The sequence below is a fragment of the Streptomyces sp. CA-249302 genome, assembly GCF_050936785.1.
In the GTDB taxonomy this organism is placed as follows: Bacteria; Actinomycetota; Actinomycetes; order Streptomycetales; family Streptomycetaceae; genus Streptomyces.
The window spans coordinates 9,587,662-9,609,667 of record NZ_JBNJMG010000001.1 but is presented as its reverse complement, the minus strand read 5'-3'; the positions used below and the strand labels follow the sequence as shown (position 1 = coordinate 9,609,667).

The 22,006-nt window shown below is 70.0% G+C and carries 17 protein-coding genes, 1 tRNA gene and 3 pseudogenes; 10 read left to right on the top strand and 11 right to left on the bottom strand.

Features of this window, described 5'->3' with window-relative positions; all coding sequences use genetic code 11:
- Window positions 1–2: 2 nt before the first annotated feature.
- Window positions 3–578, top strand: a complete 576-nt coding sequence (locus ACQEWB_RS43330) for a glycoside hydrolase family 16 protein (RefSeq protein ID WP_432841262.1) — start codon at window positions 3–5, stop codon at window positions 576–578.
- A 42-nt stretch (window positions 579–620) separates the two neighbouring features.
- On the opposite strand, the pseudogene ACQEWB_RS43325 reads toward ACQEWB_RS43330, so the two are convergent.
- Together ACQEWB_RS43325 and ACQEWB_RS43320 are read right to left on the bottom strand one after the other, a co-directional pair.
- Window positions 621–1,584: pseudogene (locus ACQEWB_RS43325) on the bottom strand (UDP-glucuronic acid decarboxylase family protein); the annotation flags it as partial.
- A gap of 25 nt (window positions 1,585–1,609) precedes the next feature.
- Entirely contained in the window at window positions 1,610–2,935 is a 1,326-nt protein-coding gene (locus ACQEWB_RS43320) for a UDP-glucose dehydrogenase family protein (RefSeq protein ID WP_432841260.1), read from the bottom strand.
- An 86-nt stretch (window positions 2,936–3,021) separates the two neighbouring features.
- On the opposite strand from ACQEWB_RS43320, the gene ACQEWB_RS43315 reads away from it, so the two are divergent.
- On the top strand, window positions 3,022–3,858 hold the full coding sequence (locus ACQEWB_RS43315) for a class I SAM-dependent methyltransferase (RefSeq protein WP_432841258.1): 837 nt from the start codon (window positions 3,022–3,024) through the stop codon (window positions 3,856–3,858).
- Between the two features lie 5 nt (window positions 3,859–3,863).
- Here the strand turns inward: ACQEWB_RS43315 and ACQEWB_RS43310 are convergent, their stop codons facing one another.
- The gene (locus tag ACQEWB_RS43310) at window positions 3,864–5,105 is read right to left on the bottom strand and encodes an ATP-grasp domain-containing protein (RefSeq protein WP_432841256.1); all 1,242 of its coding nucleotides are present in this window, start codon (window positions 5,103–5,105) and stop codon (window positions 3,864–3,866) included.
- A 127-nt stretch (window positions 5,106–5,232) separates the two neighbouring features.
- Between ACQEWB_RS43310 and ACQEWB_RS43305 the strand changes: the two genes are divergently transcribed.
- The 4 genes from ACQEWB_RS43305 to ACQEWB_RS43290 all read left to right on the top strand — a co-directional run bounded on the left by ACQEWB_RS43305 (window position 5,233) and on the right by ACQEWB_RS43290 (window position 9,615).
- Entirely contained in the window at window positions 5,233–7,056 is a 1,824-nt protein-coding gene (locus tag ACQEWB_RS43305; protein WP_432841254.1) for a glycosyltransferase, read from the top strand.
- Window positions 7,053–7,403, top strand: coding sequence for a hypothetical protein (locus tag ACQEWB_RS43300; protein ID WP_432841252.1), 351 nt, complete (start codon window positions 7,053–7,055; stop codon window positions 7,401–7,403). Before ACQEWB_RS43305 ends, ACQEWB_RS43300 begins: the two co-directional genes overlap by 4 nt.
- Before the next feature lie 80 nt (window positions 7,404–7,483).
- Window positions 7,484–8,767 carry an FAD-dependent oxidoreductase gene (locus tag ACQEWB_RS43295; protein ID WP_432841250.1) on the top strand — a complete coding sequence of 428 codons (1,284 nt, stop codon included), beginning with the start codon at window positions 7,484–7,486 and terminating at the stop codon, window positions 8,765–8,767.
- Window positions 8,764–9,615 (top strand): glycoside hydrolase family 16 protein, encoded by an 852-nt coding sequence (locus ACQEWB_RS43290; protein WP_432841248.1) that lies wholly within the window; start codon window positions 8,764–8,766, stop codon window positions 9,613–9,615. The genes ACQEWB_RS43295 and ACQEWB_RS43290 overlap by 4 nt, the downstream gene beginning before the upstream one ends.
- 207 nt (window positions 9,616–9,822) lie before the next feature.
- Here ACQEWB_RS43290 and ACQEWB_RS43285 read toward each other — a convergent pair whose 3' ends face one another.
- The 6 genes from ACQEWB_RS43285 to ACQEWB_RS43260 form a co-directional block, all read right to left on the bottom strand.
- Window positions 9,823–10,440 carry a polysaccharide deacetylase family protein gene (locus ACQEWB_RS43285; protein WP_432841246.1) on the bottom strand — a complete coding sequence of 206 codons (618 nt, stop codon included), beginning with the start codon at window positions 10,438–10,440 and terminating at the stop codon, window positions 9,823–9,825.
- Window positions 10,437–11,441 carry a glycosyltransferase family 2 protein gene (locus tag ACQEWB_RS43280; protein WP_432841244.1) on the bottom strand — a complete coding sequence of 335 codons (1,005 nt, stop codon included), beginning with the start codon at window positions 11,439–11,441 and terminating at the stop codon, window positions 10,437–10,439. The genes ACQEWB_RS43285 and ACQEWB_RS43280 overlap by 4 nt, the downstream gene beginning before the upstream one ends.
- A complete protein-coding gene (locus tag ACQEWB_RS43275) occupies window positions 11,438–12,781 on the bottom strand; it encodes a lipopolysaccharide biosynthesis protein (protein ID WP_432841242.1) in 1,344 nt (447 codons plus the stop codon). Before ACQEWB_RS43275 ends, ACQEWB_RS43280 begins: the two co-directional genes overlap by 4 nt.
- Before the next feature lie 9 nt (window positions 12,782–12,790).
- Window positions 12,791–14,089: a glycosyltransferase gene (locus ACQEWB_RS43270; protein WP_432841240.1), complete on the bottom strand. Its 1,299-nt coding sequence runs from the start codon at window positions 14,087–14,089 to the stop codon at window positions 12,791–12,793.
- On the bottom strand, window positions 14,086–14,853 hold the full coding sequence (locus ACQEWB_RS43265) for a glycosyltransferase family 2 protein (RefSeq protein ID WP_432841238.1): 768 nt from the start codon (window positions 14,851–14,853) through the stop codon (window positions 14,086–14,088). The genes ACQEWB_RS43270 and ACQEWB_RS43265 overlap by 4 nt, the downstream gene beginning before the upstream one ends.
- A gap of 147 nt (window positions 14,854–15,000) precedes the next feature.
- Window positions 15,001–15,074 (bottom strand) — tRNA-Pro (locus ACQEWB_RS43260).
- 101 nt (window positions 15,075–15,175) lie between these two features.
- On the opposite strand from ACQEWB_RS43260, the gene ACQEWB_RS43255 reads away from it, so the two are divergent.
- The 3 genes and pseudogenes from ACQEWB_RS43255 to ACQEWB_RS43245 all read left to right on the top strand — a co-directional run bounded on the left by ACQEWB_RS43255 (window position 15,176) and on the right by ACQEWB_RS43245 (window position 18,836).
- The gene (locus ACQEWB_RS43255; protein WP_432841236.1) at window positions 15,176–15,805 is read left to right on the top strand and encodes a DUF309 domain-containing protein; all 630 of its coding nucleotides are present in this window, start codon (window positions 15,176–15,178) and stop codon (window positions 15,803–15,805) included.
- Window positions 15,806–15,901: 96 nt separating this feature from the next.
- Window positions 15,902–16,677: pseudogene (gene cobF / locus ACQEWB_RS43250) on the top strand (precorrin-6A synthase (deacetylating)).
- A gap of 83 nt (window positions 16,678–16,760) precedes the next feature.
- Window positions 16,761–18,836 (top strand): MDR family MFS transporter, encoded by a 2,076-nt coding sequence (locus ACQEWB_RS43245; protein ID WP_432841234.1) that lies wholly within the window; start codon window positions 16,761–16,763, stop codon window positions 18,834–18,836.
- Between the two features lie 69 nt (window positions 18,837–18,905).
- Here ACQEWB_RS43245 and ACQEWB_RS43240 read toward each other — a convergent pair whose 3' ends face one another.
- Window positions 18,906–19,619 carry an Lsr2 family DNA-binding protein gene (locus tag ACQEWB_RS43240; RefSeq protein ID WP_432841232.1) on the bottom strand — a complete coding sequence of 238 codons (714 nt, stop codon included), beginning with the start codon at window positions 19,617–19,619 and terminating at the stop codon, window positions 18,906–18,908.
- Window positions 19,616–20,368: a cobalt-precorrin-6A reductase gene (locus ACQEWB_RS43235; RefSeq protein ID WP_432841230.1), complete on the bottom strand. Its 753-nt coding sequence runs from the start codon at window positions 20,366–20,368 to the stop codon at window positions 19,616–19,618. Before ACQEWB_RS43235 ends, ACQEWB_RS43240 begins: the two co-directional genes overlap by 4 nt.
- A 222-nt stretch (window positions 20,369–20,590) precedes the next feature.
- On the opposite strand from ACQEWB_RS43235, the pseudogene ACQEWB_RS43230 reads away from it, so the two are divergent.
- Window positions 20,591–21,981: pseudogene (locus tag ACQEWB_RS43230) on the top strand (hypothetical protein).
- Window positions 21,982–22,006: the final 25 nt, after the last annotated feature.

Genomic DNA, 22,006 nt, shown 5'->3' with positions numbered 1-22,006 from the left:
GGGTGCGTGACCAAGCCCCCAACAGCGCCGAAGAGTCCGCCTATTCCCCGTCACAGGTAAGCGTCAGTGACGGGTATCTCCACCTCAAGGCCGTCCAGCAGCCGACCACCGTCGGCGGCAAGACCTACCCGTACCTCTCCGGCCTGGTGAGCAGCAACGGCAAGGCCCAGTTCACCTACGGTGCCTTCGAAGCCCGCATCTACACGCCTTCGTCCGCCACGCAGATCGCCAACTGGCCCTCGTTCTGGGCGGATGGGCAGAACTGGCCGACGGACGGCGAGATGGACGTGCTGGAAGGCCTGAGCGGCTCCGCCTGTTACCACTTCCACTCCACGGCAGGCGGCCCGGGAGGCTGCGCCTCGGGCTCTTACACCGGATGGCACACCTTCGGCGCCGAATGGAAGCAGGGGTCGGTCACGTATTACTACGACGGCAGGCAAGTCGGCCAGATCACTTCCGGGATCACTTCCGCTCCGATGTATCTGATCCTCAACCACGCCATCAGTTCGAGTTACGGCGGCCCCACTGTGGTCCCGGCCGACATGATGGTCGACTACGTGAGGGTCTGGCAGCACTGATCCGGCCGTCTCGCAGCGGGTGCGGTGGTTCAGACGGGCCGAGCCACCGCGGCTTGTTGCGACGTTCGACCGAATGTCCCTGACTGTGTGGCGAACCAGTCCGCGGTGTACCGCAGCCCTTCCTCCAACGGCACCCGCGGCTGCCACCCGAGCCTTTCCCGGGCCCGGGTTATGACCGGGCGCCGGCGGACAGGATCGTCGACGGGCAGCGGGAGATGGCGCAGCTCGCTGTTCGATTCGGTGATCAGCCTGACCAGCTCCGCCAGTTCCCGCACCGTCCGCTCCTCCGGATTGCCCAGGTTGAACGGGCCCGGCTCATGTGAATCGAGCATGGCCACCAGGCCGCGGACCAGGTCGTCGACGTAGCAGAAACTCCGCGTCTGGCTGCCGTCCCCGAATATGGTCAGTGGTTCTCCCTGGAGAGCCTGTCGGATGAAACTGGAGATCACCCGCCCGTCATGGGCGCGCATATGAGGTCCGTACGTGTTGAAGATCCGCACGATCCCGACATCGGTCCCCCGGCTGCGCCGGTAAGCCATCGAAATCGCCTCGGCGAACCGCTTGGCCTCGTCGTAGACGCTGCGCGGGCCGATGGGGTTGACGTTGCCCCAGTAGTCCTCGTCCTGTGGATGCACCGCGGGATCGCCGTAGACCTCACTGGTGGACGCCAGGACGAAACGCGCTCCCCGACGCTCCGCCAGCCGCAGCGTGTTCTCCGTTCCCCGGCTGCCCACCGCCAGTGTCTCCAGCGGGTGCTGACCGTAGTCGACCGGGGACGCGGGGGACGCGAGGTGCACCACCGCGTCGATCCCCCGGGAGCCCGGAACGGCTCCGTGACGTCGCACGGGATGAGGTGGAAGCCTGGCTCGTCCAGCAGTTGGGCGATGTTGACGGACCTGCCCGAGGAGAAGTTGTCCAGGCAGCAGACGGAGTCTCCTCTTCGGAGCAGCGCCGCGCAGAGATGCGAGCCGAGAAAACCGCCGCCGCCCGACACCACGACACGCATGGCTTCCTCCTTCCGGTCGGCCCGGTCAGTCGAGTCCCGGACGCCCCAGGGCCCGCAGGGTCCATCCCGCCGAGCGCCAGGGCAGGGGGTCGAGTGTGTTGCGTGCGTCGACCAGGGCCGGGGTGCGCACCACCGTGGCCAGAGCCTCGGGGTCCAGCTGCCGGTACTCGGGCCATTCGGTGAGGTGCAGGACGACATCGGCCCGCTCGCAGGCCTTGGCCACATCCAGGGCGAACTGAAGCTCGGGGGACGCGGCCCGGGCGTTGTCGACCGCCTCGGGGTCGTGTACCCGGACCGTGGCACCACGCGACCGGACCATCTCGGCGACGGCCAGCGCCGGCGAGTCGCGGATGTCGTCGCTGAACGGCTTGAAGGCGGCGCCCAGTACCGCGACGTTCCGATCCGCGAAGGACCCGCCCAGGAGCCGCTTGGCGAGTTCGACCGTGCGCTTCCTCTGTCGCGTGTTGATCTCGTCCACCTGGCGGAGGAAGCCCACCGACCGGCCGAGCCCGAGTTCCTCGGCCCGCGCGGTGAAGGCCCGGATGTCCTTGGGGAGGCAGCTGCCTCCGAAGCCGAGACCGGGAGCCAGGAAGCGCGGGCCGATACGGGAGTCCTGGCCCATTGCATGGGCCAACGTGAGCACGTCGGCGCCGGTCGCGTCGCAGACCTCCGCCATGGCGTTGATGAACGAGATCTTCGTCGCCAGGAAGGCGTTCGACGCCATCTTGACCAGTTCGGCGGTGGCGAGGTCGGTGCTGACGAAGGGAGCGCCCGCGTCGAGAAGGGGCGCGTATACGGCCCTCAGCCGTGCCTCGGCGTGTTCCGTGCGGACACCGGCCACGACGCGTTCGGGTCGCAGGGTGTCCTGGACCGCGCATCCCTCGCGGAGGAACTCCGGGTTCCATGCGACATCGGCCGCCGGAGACACTGCCCCCAACCGCCGAGCCAGTCGCGCCGCCGTACCCACCGGCACGGTGGACTTGCCGACCATCAGCACCTCGTCGTGAGCACTGCCGTCCAGGCAACCGGCGAGTTCGTCGACGACCGAGTGCAGGTACCTCAGATCCGCGACTCCCGAGGCTGGATCCTGCGGGGTGCCGACGCAGACGAAGTGCGTGTCGCCGAACCGGACGGCCTCGGCAAGGCTGGTGGTGAAGCCCAGCCTCCCCGCGTTCACCGCTTTCACGAGCATCTGGGAGAGACCGGGCTCGAAGAACGGGACCCTGCCTCCTGCCAGCGCGGTCACCCTCTCCCGGTCGATGTCGACGCCGAGGACCTCGTGTCCGATCTCCGCCATGCAGGCGGCGTGAACTGCTCCCACGTATCCGGTGCCGATGACTGTCAGACGCATGTCGATCTCCCTGGGCGCAACCTTTCAAGTGTATATTTACGACGTATACGGACATGGTCACCCTGGCGAGAGCTCAGGTCAACACGATGACGGGAAACGTATTCCAGAGCGAGAAGATCATTCGACTGCGCCACCTGGGCCGATCGTTCATGACCGATCCACGGGAGGCGGTTCGGCTGGTGCCGGAAGGACTCGCCAGCTACTTCGAACATGCCGTCGACTACGACATCGACAAGGGCTGGGAACCCCGGTTGCATGAATGGCTCGGCGCCCCGTGGCCCTGCCCCGAGCTGGAGCGGGGCCAGGAGCTGTGGGAGTCCACGGGAGAGGAACTTGAGGCCCACGGACTGTCGTTCGGACGCCACACCTACGGGCAGTACAGCGACGCCGATGCCGCGCTGGGACGGGCCGTGTGGTGCGTGGTGCTCCATCTGCATCCCGCCGTGGTGGTCGAGACGGGGGTTGCCCGGGGAATCACCAGCCGAGTGGTACTCGAGGCCCTGGAGCACAACGGCGAGGGGCACCTGTGGAGCGTGGACCTTCCGCACCCCTTCGAGCCCGGCATCAGGGCCCAGACAGGAGTCGCCGTACCTCCGGACCGCCGGTCGAGATGGTCGTACGTCGAGGGGTCCAGCAGACGGAGGCTGCCGCCGCTGCTGCGCAGGCTCGGCCGGGTGGACGTCTTCGTGCACGACAGTCTGCACACAGCCCGGAACACACGGTTCGAGATGGAGTGCGTCGGACGCGTGCTGACCCCGGGGGGCGTCATGCTGGTCGACGACATCAGCACCCACCAGGGCTTCGACGACTGGACGCGCAGGACTGCGGGGACCCGCAGGCTGATCTGTCCGTCCGCCGACAGCGAGGGCCTGTTCGGCATCGTGGACATGTGCCCCGGCGCACGGCCGACCGCCCCGTCCTGACCCGGTCAGGGCCCGTCGGACGGAGGGTGGTCCGGTCGGGCTCGCGCACTTCGCGCCAGACGGCGTGCCACGAGTCCCATGAACCGCATCGCCTCGATCACGGCCGGCGCAGGGTCGTCCCTGCTCAACCATGCCCGCTCCGTGGCCCGCTCGTGCAGCAGATCGGGCGGCAGCCGTCGCTCCGTGCGCAGCCACGCGGCCGCCGACGCGAAGTCCAGCTGGCCGGCCACGAAGACCCGTCCCTCGACCTGCGGACCGACGGGCACCTCGCGGCCGGTCAGATCCAGGTACATGGCACGTACGACGTCGACTCCATGGACGTTCTCGAAGAGGCGGAACTGGGCGCCCGTACGCGGATTGAAATCGACCAGCTTGTACCGGCCGTCCCGCCGGTCGTAGCGCCAGTCGAGGTCCCCCACTCCGCTGTAGCCGATCCGCCCGCACAGCCGGGCCGCCAGCTCGGCCAGTTGCGGATTGCGCAGCGCCACGGCCCGGGTGGTCACCCCTGCGTAAGGCGGCCACGAGCGCAGTTTCAGTCCGGTGAACAACACCCGCGGCCGACCGCCCGGACCGCAGTAGAAGTGGGTGATCCAGTCCTCCGCCTGCTGTCTGGGTATGTACTCCTGCACCAGGAGCGGCGGCAGTGTGTCGGTCGGAAACCGGCCGAGCAGCTCCCGCTCGTCCCGCACCTTGGTCGTACTGGCCACAGCCGGTGCGCGGAGCCGGCTGAACGGCTCCAGGTTCTTGAGCACCAGCGGAAAGCCGAGTTCCCGGCCCGCGTCGACCAGTTCGCCTCGGTCGGCGGGTGCCAGCGAGCGCGGCGAGGGCACACCGGCGTCGGCGCAGATGCGATGCATGCTCGCCTTCCCCGCCAGGACACGCGGCAGGTCCGCAGGCACCGGCGGCAGCAGAAAACACTCCGCCAGCCGATCGGCATGCTCGGCCAGCAGGATCGCCGCCTCGTCATCGGTCGGCACCGCCACGCACCGCCTGCCCACGGACCGGCCGATGGACAGCAGGGCGTCGGCGAGCCGTCCCGGATCCTCCCGTCCGGTCGTCGGCCAGACGACTCCGCGGGTCAGATGACGTGAGACCGCGACCGGAGTGAAACGGTCCTCGACGATGGCGTGGACGGGGACACCCAGCCGTCCGAGCGTGCGTACGACTCCCAGACTGCCGTGATGCTGCGGGTAGTTGCCGATTCTGGTGAGGAGCACGGGAACTGGTTCGTCGAGCTCGGAGCTCATCCGCTCTCCCCTCGGAATGAACGAACACGGGCATGGTTCTAGAATCGAAGAGAAGTAATTCGCGGCTTATATCCCATTGTCTCGCGCATCACAGGTCGCGCCTGCGGACGACCTGACGAGGACCGATATGAAGCCTCCCGCGCCGACGGGCCCCGCCACCGATGCCGAGGCCGGATCCGGCGTCGCGGAAACGGACACGTCCCGCCCGAGGGCGGGTGCAGCACGCCGCTGGGCGGCCCGAGCGCTGCTCCCGGCCGCCCTCGCTCTGTGGTTGTTCTCGCTGCGCGACGTGCGTCTGCGCGGCATGCGGGACCTCGGCCTCCTCCAGGTGCTCCCGGTCTCCTTCTGGATCGCACTCGCCCTGCTCACCCTGGGCTTCTGCTTGGCGCTCGGAGACCGGCGGACGTCGAGTGCGTGGCTCGGCGCCCATGCGCTGGGCCTGATCGCCGTTCTTCACGCCACCCCCGCGCTTCTCTATCCGACCTTGCGGTACCCCTGGGCCTGGAAACACGTCGCGGTCGTCGATGCCGTGCTCCGCCACAACGGCAGTGTCCCGGCGGCCGAGGGATTCGCCATCTACAACGACTGGCCGGGGTTCTTCCAGCTCAACGCGTTGTTCGTGCGAGCGACCGGCCTGCACTCCGCCCTCGGGTACGCGAGCTGGGCCCCGCCGGTCAGCAACGCCCTCCTGCTGGGCCCCCTGCTGTTGCTGTACCGGGCGGTGGTCCAGGACCGGCGACTCGTCTGGGGAGCGGTGTGGATCTACTACTCCTGTTCATGGGTGGGGCAGGACTACTTCGCACCGCAGACCTTCGCGTTCCTGCTCTTCGTGACGGTCATCGCCCTGGTGCTGCGGCAGTTGCCGTCCTCGGCGCTGCCTCGATCCGGGGGCAGGCGCTGGGGAGCATGGCCGCCCGGCCCCCTGCTCGCCGTACTGATCATGGAAGTCACCATCGCGTCCTCACATCCGCTCACTCCGTTGATGCTGATCAGCGCGTTGCTGGCCCTTTCACTGCCCCGCCGCAACCGGAAGGTGACACTCCCGGTTCTGGCGGCGGCGGTGCTCGTCACCGCCGCCTGGGACGCCACCGTGGCCCGGCCGTACCTCTCGGCCCATCTGGACGGCCTCCTGGGGGCCCTGGCCCAGCCGGTCACCAACATCGCGTCGGCGGGCGTGGTGGGTCTGAGCAGTGCCGCCCCCGGCGAGGTCCTGCTGTCCTGGGCCGACCGGGGCCTGACGGGCGCCGTCGTCCTTCTGGCGGTGATCGGTTTCGTACGCCGTCCCTGGACGCGCCGTACCGGACTCCCGCTCCTCGCCGTCTCTCCGCTGGTGGCGCTCATCGCCAACAACTACGGCGGAGAGATGATCTTCCGGGCCTATCTCTTCGCGCTTCCCGCGACGGCTTTCCTGATCTCCGCGCTCCTGTTGGAACGCGGCACCCACAGCCGGCGGCGGCGCGAGCCGTTGGTCGTCCTCCCGATTCTGCTCGCCCTCCTCGGCGGCCTGGTCTTCGGCTACTACGGCAAGGAGGCCGTGAACCACGTGACCCGCGAGGAAGTCGCCGCCGCCCGCTTCGTGACCGCCGACACCCCACCGGGCGCCCGGCTCGTCACGCTCACGACCGAGGTCGCGGGTGCCGACATGTACTACGACCGCCACCCGCGGATCCGGCTGGCAGGACAGGACATCGACGTCAGGCGACGGCTGGTGAAGGACCCGGTGGCGGCCGTGCAGCCGTTCGTGGCACGGGCCACCGCGCGCAGACCTGCCTATGTCCTCCTCACCCGCGCGCAGGCCATGGAGTGCTATCTCACCGGCGTCCTGCCCGCCGACACGATGCGTCGCATGGAGCAGTCGCTGTCGAAGGCGCCCGGCTACAGCGTCGTCTACCGCAATCGTGACGCGGTCGTGTTCCGGTATGTGCCCCCCGCGACCGGAGGTGGGCGATGAGGGTGCTGAACTGGGGACTCGCCGTATTCGGCTGGATCGCCCTCGCGGCCACGGCCCTCCCGGCCGGGCATGCCCTGCGAGTGACCGCCGTGGCCCTCTTCCTGATCGTGTGTCCGGGACTGGCGTTCGTGACGCTGATCGCCCGCGGGGTGCGGCCGCCACGGAGCGGCCCGTACGCGCTGGTGGAGGCCGCGGTGCTGGGCGTCGTGCTCAGCCTGGCCATGTCGCTGCTGGTGACCGAGGCGCTGTGCCTCGGTGACCGGCTCACGAGTACCCGGGCGCTGATCGTCCTGGCGACGCTCACCTCTGGTCTGGCCTTGCCGTCCCTGATCCGGCGACGCGGCTGAACGCGTCTCGCATGGCTGATCGCCCGATACGGATGCAACCTGAAGGAAGAGTCTTTTGTCGGCCTTGAGGAGGGATGAGCATGCCCGGGAAGACCGGCTTCGCCGCCCGGCACCGAGCGGCCAGGGACAAGGCGACCAGCGGCTCCCACCGGCGGGCCCCCACCGTCGTGATCGGTGCCGGCCCGTACGGGCTTGCGACAGCCGCCTGGTTGAGCGCGGCAGGGGTCACACGACGTGTGTTCGGCGAGCCGATGGAGGGCTGGCGGACGCACATGCCGAAAGGCATGTATCTGAAGTCGGTCCCCACGGCTTCCTCGATCTCCACACCGGAATCCGGCTACCGGTTCGCGGACTTCCGCGCCGCCCAGGGGCTCGGCCCCGTGGGCGACAAGTATCCGATTCCCATCGAGGAGTTCATCTCCTACGGACAGTGGTTCCAGGACCGTCGTGTGCCCGGGTTGGAACGGCAGAAGGTGCGAACCGTCGCGGCGGTCGACGGCCGATTCGGTGTCACCCTGGACTCCGGTGAGGAGTTCCTCGCCGAGAACGTGGTGGTGGCCACCGGTCTGGTTCCTTTCGCCCACGAACCCTCGGAGCTTCGCGGCCAGGCTCTCGACGGCCTGGTCTCGCACACCTCCCAGCACCGTGATCTGGCCCAGTTCGCGGGACAGCGGGTGGCCGTTCTCGGCGCCGGTCAGTCGGCGCTGGAGAGTGCGGCGCTGCTCCACGAGGCAGGTGCCAGTCCCACCCTGATCGCTCGCGCTCCGTCCGTCGCCTTCGCCGTTCCGCCGACCACGGACCGGCCTGCCGACCGCTCCCGCACGACCCGGATCGCCAAGCCCGGTTCACCACTGGGTCCCGGTTGGTCCCTGCTGGCGTGCAGTTACGGCGGCGATGCCTACCGCCATCTGCCGCTGCGCGTGCGGACGCGGCTTCTGCACGACGTGCTGGGGCCGTGCGGTGCCTGGTGGCTGCGCCACCGCGTGGAGGACCACGTCTCGGTACGGAGCGGCCTTGCCGTGCGCTCTGCACGGCCCGAGAACGGGGCCCTGCGCCTGGAGCTGGCGGCCGCCGAGGGCCGGACGGAAGTACTGACGACCGACCATCTGATGCTCGCCACCGGCTACCGGGTGGACATCGACCGGCTCGGACTGCTGGCACCGGAGATCCGCCGAGCGGTGCGGACCTCCCGTGGCGCCCCCCGGCTGTCCGCCGGATTCGAATCCTCGGTGCCCGGCCTGTACTTCACCGGGCTCGCCGCGGCTCCCACATTCGGCCCGGTGCTGCGCTTCGTCGCCGGAACCGGATTCGCCGCACGAAAGGTCGCCGGCTCCGTGGTGACGGGCCCCCGGCACGAGCCGTGACCGCAAGACGTGCGCACCGCACGGCCCTCGGCATCCTGATGATGCTGATCGCGGCCTGCGCGGGCGGCACGCGTCCTGGTGCTCCGGCGTCCCCGCCTCCCACTCAGGCGAAGTCCTCCGTGCCTCCCGCTCCGGGAAACTGGAAACTCGTCTTCCATGACGACTTCGACGGCGCGCGTCTCGACACATCCCGCTGGGCCACGTGTTACGACTGGAACCGGAACGGCTGCACCATCGGCACCAGCAAGGAACTGGAGTGGTACAGACCCGGCCAGGTGTCGGTGGGCGGAGGGAAACTGACCCTTACGGCCACACGCCGCCCCACGAACGGCAGCGACGGACGTGTCCACTCCTGGACCTCCGGCATGATCTCAACCGGCCGCGACAACTGGTACGCCCAGCCCCGGCACACCTTCACCTACGGCTACTTCGAAGCGGCGATCCGCATTCCGTCGGAGAACGGGATGAGCCCGCAGTTCTGGATGATGCCCGCCTCTCGCCACACCCCGCCCGAGATCGACATCATGGAGTTCCTCTCCACCACCCACGAGCTCTCCATGTACATCCACTTCCGTGGCCCGAAGGGCACCGACAAGCATCGGGGGGCGCACTTCAAGTCGCCCGGCTTTCCCGACGGCTACCACGTGTTCGCGCTGCTGTGGGACGTCCGCAAACTGGTCTGGTACGTGGACGGGGTCGAGCGGTGGCGGGTGACCGACCCGGCGGAGGTGCCGAAGGTTCCCATGGAGGTCATCGTCAACCTCGCCGTGGGCCTTCCCCACCCTCCGCCCCGCTCGGTCGACTCCGCGCGGATGAGTGTGGACTGGGTCCGTGTCTGGCAGCGCTGACACCCGCGGCGGCCGGGAGGTAGCTGTACGGCCTTCCTGCCATCGCCCTCAGCCTGCGGTACGCCCGCCAGCCCCGGGTGCGGAACGCCTCGCCGAACGGCGCCACCGGAGCGCCCTCGCCCCGTGTCCAGAGCTCGAAGCGCTCCCTGCCGTGGTCGGCACGCACCATGAGCCGGGCGATCCGCAGCGGGTCGTCCCCGGGTGAGCTCAAAGCCGCTCCGCCCCTCGGACAGCGGCGGCCGACGTCCAGCCCGCCTCCCCCACCAGCGCCCGGACTCCGCGGCTGGAAAAGCCGTACGGGTACGCGAACGAGAGGACGCGATGGCCGAGGGCGTCCTCGAGTTGGCGCTTGCAGACTCCGACCTCGTCCCGCACCGTCCTCCGGGGCACGGTGTCCAGCTGTGCATGGGTCCTGCTGTGTCCGCCGATCTCGATGCCCGCTCGGTCGAGTTCGCCCACCTGGGCCCAGCTCAGCATCACGACGTCCGGGAAGGCGTTCCCGCCGGTCCGTGTGCACCGACCGCTCAGCGCGTCCGTGGTGACGTACACGGTGGCGGGAAGCCCCCGGGAGGCGAGCAACGGAGCCACCGTGGAGGCGAAGTCCGCGTATCCGTCGTCGAAGGTCAGCACGGCGGAACGGGCCGGAAGGGGGCTGCCGCCGTGCAGTGCGGCCACCAGTTGCCGCAGCGGGATCACCTTCAGACCGCTGTCGGCGATCATGTCCAGGTGCTCGACGAAAGTTCGTGGGGCGACGGTGAGCGGCGCGAGCCATGACGGCGGGTCGTCGGACACCGCGTGATACAGGAACACGGGTACGGCTCTCATCGGCGGCCCTCCGCCGCCGGCGGCCCCGATGTCTCCCTGCTCCAGGAGCCTTCGAGCCCCAACGGCCTGATCCACCCCGCGACATAGCCCACGACGGTGGCGCACACACCCACGGAAAGCGCCCCGACGGTACGCAGCGCGCCGGGGCGCCCGGGCCGGCGCAGATTCCGGGCGAACGCCCTGGGGATGGTGGACCGCAGATAGGTCCCCTCACTGGCCAGGGACGGTCTGCTTCCGATGTACCGGGCCACGAGAGCCTTCGACAACCCCTCCGCGAAGCAGCGGGCGCGGAAGTAGGACCAGTGGGTACGGCGCTCGGGAACGTGGTGGCGCACCTCCGCGGCCGGCTCGTAGAGCAGCACGGCGCCCGGGTTGCGGGCCGTGATCCGCAGGCACAGCTCCGTCTCGTCGCAACCCACCGGCGGCCAGGCACCGACACGGGCCAGTTCGTCGCGGAAGCCACCGCTGGTCACCACTGCCGACCTGCGGAAAGACATGTTGGCGCCGATGAAGTTGCGAACCGGCGCGACCGTCGTGGGCAGTCCCGGGTAGGAGCAGCCCACGACCCAGTCGAACTCCGGCGGGAACCAGACGGGCCGCGCGGTGGACCATCGTGGCAGGATCCGTCCGCCGACCCCGACCACCCGGGGATCGTCGTACCGCGCCAGCAGCCGGGCCGTCCATCCGGGCTCCGCGGCCGCGTCGTCGTCGAGGAAGGCGATCACCTCACCGTGCGCGGCCCCCACCCCGGTGTTGCGTGCGGCCGACACTCCTCGGCGCCCATGGCTGTGCATGACCCGGACGCCCGGGAACTCGGCCGAGGCTCGTTCGTAGAGGCCCTGACAGTGGTCGATGACCACGACGACCTCGTCGGCGGGGCGGTCCTGGGACAGCACCGAAACGACCGCGGACCGGAGGTCGTCCCACCGGTCGAGGGTGTAGGCGCAGATGACGACCGACAGGGTCCTCGTGCGGGGAGCGGCGGAGATTGCGTTGTTCATGATGACCTCTCTGCTGCCGGAACCAACCAGCGCGACCTGCATGCCAGCAGGGGGACTGCGATGAGGATCTCTGTGGCGAGCCAGGCAACACCCGCCCCGGTGACGCCGAGCCTCGGCAACAGCACCTCCGTGAGCCCGAGCACCCCGACGCACAGCGCCATCTGCAGGCCGATGGCCCAGCGCAGTCGCCGGCGTGCCCGGGCGACGTCGATCGCCACGCTCACCGCGAGATTCGGCAGTGCGGACAGCGCCAGCAGCCTCAGCGTCGTGGTGGCCTCGGCCGCGTAGGAGGAACCGAAGAGCGCCAGGATCTGCGGGGCCAGGGCGATCAGCAGGGCGCTGATCCCGGCCAGCAGCAGAATCGAGTGGCGAAGTACGCGAAGGCCGTGCTCGACCAGCCGTTCAGGCCTGCGCACCGACTCCACCACCAAGGACGTTCCCATGTTGCAGGCGAGCAGATACGGCACGTAGCCGATGGTCCACGCCAGTGAGAAGTAGGCGCTCTGCTCGGCACCCAGACTCTGCAGCACCATGAGCGGGACCAGGGTGTACGCGGCCAGTCGAAACAGCGAGCCGAACCAGTCGGCCGCCGCATACCCCAGCAGCCGGGGCGGCGGTGTCATCGCCCGGGTGTCCCGCTCGTGCCGCGGGACGGCCCGGCGCAGCAGGACGGCGTTGGCCACGAGCAGGGAGACGACGAGGGCTCCAGCCCACGACAGCAGAATCCCGGAGAAGAGTGCCAGCGCGGCCCCCAGGGCGAGCAACAGAATCTTCGCGCAGGCGAAGATCACGTTCTCGGCCACGACCCAGCCGGGTCGGCGCACGGCGGTGAGGGCGCCGTCCTGCATCACGAAGACGGCGTATCCGGCGGTGGCCAGCACGAAGCAGGCGCCGGTCACCGGTGTCAGCAGGAAGTCCAGCCGGGGCACGGCCACCGGCACCAGCGCCAGGAACACCGCGGCGGCCAACAGGCTGCAGGACACGCTCACCGCGTAGCAGGTGAGCACCAGTCTGCGGGTACGCAGCCCGGCGGTCGGCACGAACCGCACCAGGAACTCGTTGAGGTTGAGCTGCCCGATCCCTGCCAGCAGCAGGGACGCGGAGAGCGCCGCGTAGCTCAGGCCCACCACGTGCGCGTCGTACCAGTGCGTGGCGCACAGCCAGAAGACCGCGCCCAGGCCCGAGTTGACGAGTGAACTGACGGCGAGGAGATGTCCCGTACGCAGCAGGGGTTCGCCCGGAAGGACGGCGGCGATGCCCGCCCGCACCACTGCGCGGAGGGAGCGGTGCTCCGCACGGTCGGCACTCTCGGCGGGGGTGAGTGCCCGTGTGGTGTCCACGCGCTCACCTCAGAGTCCGGCGCGGTCGCGAGTCAGGCGTCCACGCAGATAGCCGCACGGTCCGTAGGCCATTCCCCTCACTTCCAGCAGGGCGAGGCGCCGGGACCAGTCGGCCTGCGGATCGGCGCTGCGGGCGCGCGATCGGGTCACGGCGTACCGGATCCCGCCGGGGAGCCGACGCACCAGGGCGGGCAGCCGACGGGGATGGCGCGCCAGGGCGCCGGTGAGATAGGCGCTGAGCCCGGCACCGTAGCCGAACACCTGCGCCGCCAGGGCTTCCTGCTGACGACGGTGGTGATGCCAGATGATGGCAGCCGGCTGGTAGGCGAGAGTGTGACCGGCGGTCAGGACTTCGAAGAAGGAGAGCAGATCGTCCCCGCCCAGGGCCGGGGTGCCGGCACCCGTGGCGTCGTCGAAACCGCCCAGCGAGCGGAGCACATCCGTCCGGAAAGCCATGTTCGCACCGGAGCCGAAGCGCCCGGCGGTGAAGGGGAACAGCGGGTCCGTCGGCGGATCGGACAGTGACCAGGTGCGGGGCGCGTATCCCTTGGCGAAGTCACCGTGCCGGTCGAGCGCGATCTGGGCCGGTGTCTCCAACTCCGCGGGAACGATCAATCCGGTGACGCAGCCGATGCGCGCGTCGGACGCGAACGTCTCGGCCAGCGCGGACAGCCATGAGGCGTCGACGAGGGTGTCGTCGTCCGTGAAGGCGACCGTGCGACCCCGCACGCGGGTCATTCCTCGGTTGTGGGCGCGCGCCAGGCCGGCGACGGGTTCGCGGACATAGCCGACCTGTCCGCCGAAGACTTCGCGGACCAGTGTCTCGGCCGCGCCGTCCGCCGGGGCGCTGTCGACCACGATGACCTCGAACTCGGGGTAGTCGGACCGCAGCAGAGAGCGCAGACAGCGGCGCAGTTGCTCCGGCCGGTCGCGGGTGGCCACGATCACGCTGATCAGCGGAGTATCCCTGAGGGCGCTGCGCCCGGTTGTCCGGCAAGGCCGTCCGTCGGGGCCGCCGTCCACGGTCCACTTCCGGTCCGCGGCGAGATGCCGTTCGAGGTCGCTTGCCAGCTGGACACGGGCGGCTTCGGCAATCGCCCGCCAGAGGTCGTCGGGCCCGGAGACCTCCGTGGCACCGACCATGCCCAGTGGGAGTCCGTGCAGCCGCACGAGCGCGCGCACCTGCCCCTGCGGCACGATCAGCCGCCGATCCCCCGGTCCCCGGAACTCGCCCGGGCGGGCCAGGTCGATGTCGACCACCCGGACCGGTGCTCGGACGCGGGCGGGACGCGCGGCGACGGAGCTCATGACGCGCTCGGCCGGCTCGGCGTGGCGGACCTCGCACCCGGCCGTTCCGAGAGCAGAGTGCGCAGCACCCTGCGTCCGTCGGAGATGGCGTGGAGATTGGAACGACCGCTGCGCCGGGGCAGTTCGAGGCTGGGGACCTCGGCGATCCGCAGCCCGGAGCGCAGGGCGTGCACGACCATCTCGGCCTCGATCTCGAAGCCCGCGGCATGCAGGTCCAGCTGGTCCAGGAAGCTTCGCCGGAAGGCGCAGAAGCCGTAGCAGAGGTCGGTCAGGGACGCGTGGTAGAGCCGGTTGGCGGTCATCAGAAGGGCCCGGTTCCCCATCCGCCGGAAGTGGGTGATGTCCAGGGAGCCACCGCCCTCGACGAATCTGGAGCCCTTGACGAAGTCGTAGCCGTTCTGGAGGAAGTGCAGGAAGTGGGGGATCTCGGCCGGAGACATGCTGCCGTCCGCATCCATCATCACCACGTAGTCCCCGGTCGCCGAGAGGAAGCCGGTACGCAGTGCGTTGCCCTTTCCGGGGCCGCTCTGGCGTACGTGGCGCACCGTGGGCAGGCACTCCATGGCCACCGGAACCGTCGCGTCGACGGAGTCGCCGTCGACGAGGATCACCTCGTCCACACACGTCGGGATCTGTTCGAAGACCCAAGGGATGTTCCGTGCCTCATTGCGCGCCGGCACGACCAGGCTCACGGTGCCACGCGGCCCACCGTTCGCCTCGCTGCCGGTGATCGGGTCGCTGCTGGTGATCGGGTCGCTGTACATGGCCACATGCCTCCACGACTACGGCATATGTTTACGGTGTATATCTACACTTTCGCCCGATCTGCCCTTTACGTCAAGAAGAGCCGGCTCAGGGAGCAAACGAAAAGGGCCCCCACAGGCTCTCGCCTGCGAAGACCCTTCGCACCGTCGGGACGACAGGATTTGAACCTGCGACCCCTTGACCCCCAGTCAAGTGCGCTACCAAGCTGCGCCACGTCCCGGTGCGATCGCCGCGGTGAACCGCGTGATCGCGCGAACAGCACTTTACCCCACGCCGGAGGCCCGACCGCAGCGGGGAGCCGGGGCGCGGGACAATCGGTGCATGGCCAGCACATCCTCAGGACGAACGCCGGGCACACAGGGACGGGACGACAAGGGCGGGGCGCGCGACGCGCGGGACCGGGACGGCGAGGGCGGGGCAAGTGGCACGCGGGACCGGGACGGCGACGGCCGGGCGCGCAACGCGCGTCCGCGGGACGGGCTGGGGCGGCCTCTGCCGTACGGCGCGCAGGGTGTCTCCCGGCAGCCCGAGGGCGTCGTACGCACCCCGGAACAGACCGTGACCGAGGCGCAGAAGCTGCTGGACGCCGGGAAGCCCTTCCACGCGCACGAGGTGTTCGAGGACGCCTGGAAGTCGGGTCCGGCGGCGGAACGGGAACTGTGGCGCGGGATGGCTCAGCTGGCCGTGGGGCTCACGCATGCCGCCCGGGGGAACGTCACGGGAGGCGCGCGGCTGCTGCGGCGAGGAGCCGGGGCGGTGGAGCAGTGGGCGATGGAAACAGGAGAACCCCAGCCGTACGGGATGGATCTGGCAGGGGTCGTCGCCTGGGCTCGGGGGCTGGCGGGCGAGGTGGAGCGGGACGGCGGGGACGGCCAGGGCGTGGATGCGGGGGCGCGGGCGCCGAGACTCAGAGGGCGGCCGGGACCGGGGGCAGATGCCGGGGAGCGGTAGGGCGGCAGGCGGCAGGCTCAACCCTGCGAGGCAGGGCCCGCCCACCAGCCCCGACGCGGTGTCCCCGTTGTCAGTGCCGTGCGGCAGACTCGAGGGGTGCGAAAGATTCATGTCATCGGTATCGGTGCGGGCGACCCCGAGCAGCTCACCCTGCAGGCCGTCAAGGCACTGCGGAGTACGGACGTGTTCTTCATCCTCGAGAAAGGTGAGGTGAAGAGCGATCTCACCCAGCTCCGCAGGGACATGCTCGACGCGCACATACCGGAGGGGCAGCCGTACCGGGTGGTGGAGGCGACCGACCCCGAGCGGGACCGGAAGGCGGGCGGGGCCGGGTACTCCCGGCCGTCGGGGACTGGCGGAGTGCCCGGGCCGGGATCTACGAGCGGTTGATCGCCGAGGAGTTGGGGGACGGGGAGAGCGGCGCGTTTCTGGTGTGGGGGGACCCGGCGCTCTACGACAGCACGATCGGGATTCTCGACGAGGTGCGGGAGCGCGGGGGCGTCGAGTTCGAGTACGTCGTCGTGCCCGGCATCAGCAGCGTCTCGGCGCTCGTCGCCCGCCACCGGACCGGGCTGAACCGCGTCGCCCGCCCCGTGCAGATCACCACCGGGCGGCGCCTCGCCGAGGGGTTCCCGGAAGGGGTGGACGATGTCGTGGTGATGCTGGACGCGCAGCAGACCTTCCGGCAGTACGCCGACCAGGACATCGACATCTACTGGGGCGCCTACATAGGCACGCCGGACGAGATCCTCGCGTCCGGGCCGATCGCCGAGGCCGCCCCGCGGATCGAGCGGCTGCGGTCCGAGGCCCGTGAGCGCAAGGGCTGGATCATGGATACGTATCTGCTACGCAGGCACCCCGAGGAGCGCTAGCCCGAGCCGCGGACCTGGGCTTACGCCACCCAAGCGGACCGCCTCCGCAGGCGCCGCTGGGCCGTCGGTGTGATCGTGACCTCGTGACAGTGACCGACGACACCGCCCCGTCCGTGGCCGCGCAGCCACCCGTGCTGGACTCGCGGCGCCGCAACGTCGTCTTCGTGACGATCATGCTCGGCATGCTGCTCGCGGCCCTGGACCAGACGATCGTGGGCACCGCCTTGCCCACGATCGTGTCGGACCTCGGCGGTGCCGCGCACATGTCGTGGGTGGTGACGTCGTACCTGCTCGCGGAGACCGTCTCGACCGTGCTGGTCGGCAAGTTCGGCGACCTGTTCGGCCGCAAGGTGGTCTTCCAGGTGTCGGCGATCGTGTTCATCACCGGCTCGTTCCTGTGCGGTCTGGCCACCAACATGTCGTTGCTGATCGCCTGGCGGGCGATGCAGGGCATCGGCGCCGGCGGGCTGATGGTGACGGCGATGGCGCTGATCGCCGACGTCATCCCGCTGCGGGAGCGCGGCAAGTACCAGGGCGCGATCGGCGCGGTGTTCGGCGTGGCGACGGTCATCGGACCGCTGCTCGGCGGGCTGTTCACCGACCATCTGTCCTGGCGCTGGGCGTTCTACGTCAACGTACCGATCGCGATCCTGGTGGTCGTCGCGGCCGCCCGCACCATCCCGGTGGTGAAGTCGGCCTCCCGGCCCGTCATCGACTACCTGGGCATCGCGCTGGTCGCGGTCGGCGCGAGCGCCCTGATCCTGGCGACCAGTTGGGGCGGCAACGAGTACGCGTGGGGTTCCGGCGTCATCATCGGCCTCTTCGTCGGGGGCGCGATCGCGCTCGCACTGTTCTGCTGGACGGAGACCCGGGCCCGCGAACCGATGCTGCCCATGCGGCTGTTCGGGAACCCGGTGTTCACGGTCTGCTCGATCCTCAGCTTCATCGTCGGCTTCGCGATGCTCGGCGCGATGACGTATCTGCCGAGCTATCTCCAGTACGTCGACGGCGACTCGGCCACGGTCTCCGGCGTGCGGACGCTGCCGATGGTGATCGGCCTGCTCATCGCGTCGGTCTTCAGCGGCAACGTGGTCAGCAAGACCGGCCAGTACCGGGTCTTCCCGATCGTCGGTTCCCTGGTGATGGGCCTCGGGCTGTATCTGATGTCCCTGATGGGGCCGGGTACCGGGGCGTGGCTGGAGTCGCTGTACATGTTCGTGCTGGGCACCGGTATCGGCCTGTGCATGCAGGTGCTGACGATCGCCGTACAGAACACCGTCGAGTACGCCGACCTCGGCACCGCGACCTCCGGCGTCACCTTCTTCCGTACGCTGGGCAGTTCCTTCGGCACCGCGGTCTTCGGGACGATCTACACCAACTCGCTCAAGCCGAACCTCACCGACGGGATCGCCGCCGCCGTGAAGACCGGCGCCGCGGCCCCCGCCGTGATCTCCAAGGCGGCGACCAGTCCGGAGGGGCTGCACAAGCTGCCGTCGGCGGCCGCCGCGCCGATCATCGACGCCTACGCGGACACCATCCAGACCGTCTTCCTGTGGACCGTGCCGGTCGCGGCGATCGGCTTCCTGGTCTCGCTCTTCCTGAAGCAGGTCGAACTGCGCGACAGCGCCCGCAAGGGTTCCACCGACATGGGCGAGGGCTTCGCCTCCCCGCACGGCGCGGACTCGCAGCGGCTGCTCGAAACGGCCGTGGGGAAGATCATCGGCAGCACCGACCTGGACACCGCGCGCCGGATCATGGCGGAGTCCGACACCCGCCTCGACATCGCCGGTGCCTGGGCCGTGATGCAGGTCGAGCTGTTCACTCGGCTGGTCGGCCACGCCAGCCTCGGACTGATCGCGGCACGCCGGCACATGCCGCCCGAGGTGCTGCTGCCGGTCTTCGACCGCATGGTCGAGGAGGGCTATCTCACCCGCGACGGCTATCTGCTCTCCCACACCGAGGCGGGCGAGCGCGAGGCCGGCGTCATCGGCAAGGCCTGGGGCAGGTGGCTGGAGGAGCGGGTGCAGCAGGACATCGGCCGTCCCTCGGGCACCGACCTGCGCGCCGCGGTGGACACGATCGCGAAGCGACTGCTGGTCGAGGACCTGACCACCGGACTGCCGCAGAGCCGACAGGCCGAACTGGCCGACGCCCACTAGGCCCTGCTCTGAGAGTGGCTCAGTTGAGAGAAGCCGATGGTCGTCGGCCGGCACGGCCAGAGGCGGCGGTCACCTGTGTGACATCTCGTAAGCCTCGCGGATGGATGCGGGGATGCGCCCACGATCGTTCACGGGATAGCCGTTGGCGCGTGCCCACAGGCGTATCGGCTCGTCCTCCGGACGGGGATCGGGCTCTCGGGGTTCAGCCGGCCGGCCGGGGCCCCTCCAATCTCCCGAGGACGCACCTTCCAGCCGGTCCGCCGTCTCCTGGAAGAAGGCGGACAACGAGGCGTACACGCCCTCTTCGGGACCGTGTGCCTCGTCCCAGAATCCGATGGTGCCGCGGATCGCGTCCAGAAACGTCCCGTAGAGACCATCGCGCTCCGCGGCGACGGGTATCCACTCACGGCGCCAGAACGGGTAGTCGGAGTCCGGCGACGGTTCCATCTCCTCCAGGCCCATCCGGCTGAGGTAGACCCGCTGAATATCTGTCAGCCCGAGCAGGAGATGCCCGCCAGGGATGTCCAGCTCGCACCCCAGCGCCACCAGAGACGACCGATCGTCGGGTTGTCCGCCGGCGTCGATGTCGTTCGTCAGCAGCCACAGCCGCAGTTCCTCCGGCAGGGCCAGCCCCATACGCAGTTCGGCTTCCCGGACGGCCTCATGACTCCCCGGGCCGCCGAGCGCCGCGAGAGTCTCGGGGTCGTTGCGGGCAAGCCACACGGTCACCCGACCCCACGCCGCCCGCACGTCTCCCGTCCCGTACCGCGGAGTTCCACTCATATCCGATCTCCACCCCGCCAGAGCCACCACAGGGCCCCCGCCACGTCCGACACCACCTGCGTGCCGTCCGGCAACGACGGCCGTCGTACGACCACCACCGGCACCCCCAGCCCACGCGCGGCCGTCAGCTTCGCCGCCGTGGCCGCTCCCCCGCTGTCCTTCGTCACCATGACGTCGACCAGGTACTCGCGCAGCAGCGTCGTCTCGTCGTCCACGCTGAACGGCCCGCGCCCGAGCAGCACTTCGGTGTGCGGGGGCATCGGCGGCTCGGGGGGCTCCACGGATCGTACGACGAAGTGGTGGTCCGAGAGATGGGCGAAGGCCGCGAGGCCCAGGCGGCCGGTGGTCAGGAACACGCGGGGGCCGAAGCGGTGCAGCGCGTCGGCCGCGGCGGACAGGGACGCGACCTGGTGCCAGCGGTCCTCGGGACCGGGCTGCCAGCCCGGGCGGCGCAGCACCACCGATGGGACGCCGGTGGCCGCCGCGGCCCGGGCCGCGTTCGCCGTGATCGCCTCGGCGAAGGGGTGGGTGGCGTCGACCAGGGCGTCGACCCGTTCGGCGAGCAGCCAGGCCGCGAGTCCGTCCGCGCCGCCGAAGCCGCCGACCCGGACGTCGCCCGCCAGCGCGCCCGGCCGGGACACGCGCCCGGCGAGGGAGGTGGTGACGCGCACGTCCGGGCGGGCCGCGAGGGCGGCGGCCAGTTCGCGGGCCTCGGTGGTGCCGCCGAGGATCAGGACGTGGTGGGGCATGCGAGGAGCCTACGAGGTGCGGGGCGACGGCCCGACGTCGCGCCCGGGTGCTGCGCGGGGCGAACAGTATGAACACAACGATCAAGACCATGGCCCCGGCTCACAGCCCGTTCCTAGCATCGCCGCCGACGGCGCGACGGAGCGTCGACGAGGTCGAGGAGCAGCGTCTTGGACAGGTCGGGAACGCGTGCACGGATCCGCAGAGCCAGCCGCCGCACGGGGTTGATCGTCGCACTGACGGCGGTGGTCGCCGCGCTCGCGGGCGGCCCTCCCGCCCAGGCGGCCGAACCCCCGCCGGCCGCCGTCGGCTGCCCGGCCGAACTCGCCGCGAAGGCCACCTGTTACACCGGCAAGGACTCCAACGGCGCCTACTACGCCATCGCCGTCCCGAAGGCCTGGAACGGCTCCCTCGTCGTGCACGCCCACGGTGGTCCCGACCTCGGTGCCGGTTCGGATCCGCAGCGCAGCCTCGACGATCTCGCGCGGTGGTCGGTGATGGTGAAGGAGGGGTACGCCTGGGCGGGATCCTCGTACCGGCGCGGCGGTTACGGCACCCGGATGGCGGCCGCGGACACCGAGAACGTACGCCGGTTGTTCGTCGGGGAGTTCGGGAAGCCGCGGCGGACGTATGTGCACGGGCAGTCGTGGGGCGGGGACGTGGCCGCCAAGGTGGTGGAGACCTACGGTCGCCAACACGGGCCGTACGACGGGGCGTTGCTCACCAGCGGCGTCCTCGCGGGCGGGTCCCGGGGATACGACTACCGTGTCGACCTGCGCGTCGTCTACCAGTACTACTGCCGCAACCACCCCGGCCCGCCGAGCCTCAGTACCCGCTCTGGCAGGGGCTGCGGGCCGACTCGACGATGACCGCCACCGGGCTGCGCGCCCGGCTCCAGGAGTGCACGGGGTACGCCTCGCCGCCGCAGGAGCGGACCGCGCTGCAACAGCGCGACCTCGACGACATCCTCGCCGTCACCGGTATCCCCGAGCGCACCCTGGAGTCGCATCTGCGGTTCGCGACCTTCACCTTCCGCGACATCGTGCGCGACCGGCTCGGCGGGCGAAATCCCTTCTCCAACCAGGGAGTTCGATACGCCGGTTCACACGACGACGAGGCGCTCAACGCGGGCGTCGAGCGCTTCGCCGCCGACCCGACCGCCGTACGGGATCTGTCCTACGACAGCGATCTCACCGGCAAGGTGGCGATCCCCGTGCTCACGCTCCACGCGATCGACGACCCGACGGCGTTCGTGGAGCACGAGGCCGCGTATCGGGCGACGCTCCAAGGGGCCAACCGGGAGCGGTACTTGGCGCAGACGTTCACCCGGGAGGCCGAGCACAGTGAGCTCAGCGACTCCGAGTACGCCAACTCCATTGCCGCACTGGACACTTGGGTGCGCAGCGGGAAGAGGCCGACTCCACGGTCGGTCACGGACTCGTGCGCACGCTTCGACCGGACGTACGGCACGGGCTGTTTCTACGACGCCGGCTTCCACCCCTCCTCCTACGCCTCCCGGGTGCGGCCGCGGCCGGGCGGGCTGCGCTGGCCCGCCATGACCGCGGCGCAGGAGAAGGCGTGGGGCAGGGTCGACGGGGTCGGGATCGTGCCCTGACGCAGACACGGGCGGCCCCCGCAGG

What these genes read in the sequence shown, in the direction of transcription:
- ACQEWB_RS43320 (WP_432841260.1), bottom strand. Translation starts at nt 2,935, where the DNA reads ATGCGTCTGACAGTCATCGGCACCGGATACGTGGGAGCAGTTCACGCC.
- ACQEWB_RS43315 (WP_432841258.1), top strand. Translation starts at nt 3,022, where the DNA reads ATGACGGGAAACGTATTCCAGAGCGAGAAGATCATTCGACTGCGCCAC.
- ACQEWB_RS43310 (WP_432841256.1), bottom strand. Translation starts at nt 5,105, where the DNA reads ATGAGCTCCGAGCTCGACGAACCAGTTCCCGTGCTCCTCACCAGAATC.
- ACQEWB_RS43305 (WP_432841254.1), top strand. Translation starts at nt 5,233, where the DNA reads ATGAAGCCTCCCGCGCCGACGGGCCCCGCCACCGATGCCGAGGCCGGA.
- ACQEWB_RS43300 (WP_432841252.1), top strand. Translation starts at nt 7,053, where the DNA reads ATGAGGGTGCTGAACTGGGGACTCGCCGTATTCGGCTGGATCGCCCTC.
- ACQEWB_RS43295 (WP_432841250.1), top strand. Translation starts at nt 7,484, where the DNA reads ATGCCCGGGAAGACCGGCTTCGCCGCCCGGCACCGAGCGGCCAGGGAC.
- ACQEWB_RS43285 (WP_432841246.1), bottom strand. Translation starts at nt 10,440, where the DNA reads ATGAGAGCCGTACCCGTGTTCCTGTATCACGCGGTGTCCGACGACCCG.
- ACQEWB_RS43280 (WP_432841244.1), bottom strand. Translation starts at nt 11,441, where the DNA reads ATGAACAACGCAATCTCCGCCGCTCCCCGCACGAGGACCCTGTCGGTC.
- ACQEWB_RS43270 (WP_432841240.1), bottom strand. Translation starts at nt 14,089, where the DNA reads ATGAGCTCCGTCGCCGCGCGTCCCGCCCGCGTCCGAGCACCGGTCCGG.
- ACQEWB_RS43265 (WP_432841238.1), bottom strand. Translation starts at nt 14,853, where the DNA reads ATGTACAGCGACCCGATCACCAGCAGCGACCCGATCACCGGCAGCGAG.
- ACQEWB_RS43255 (WP_432841236.1), top strand. Translation starts at nt 15,176, where the DNA reads ATGGCCAGCACATCCTCAGGACGAACGCCGGGCACACAGGGACGGGAC.
- ACQEWB_RS43240 (WP_432841232.1), bottom strand. Translation starts at nt 19,619, where the DNA reads ATGAGTGGAACTCCGCGGTACGGGACGGGAGACGTGCGGGCGGCGTGG.
- ACQEWB_RS43235 (WP_432841230.1), bottom strand. Translation starts at nt 20,368, where the DNA reads ATGCCCCACCACGTCCTGATCCTCGGCGGCACCACCGAGGCCCGCGAA.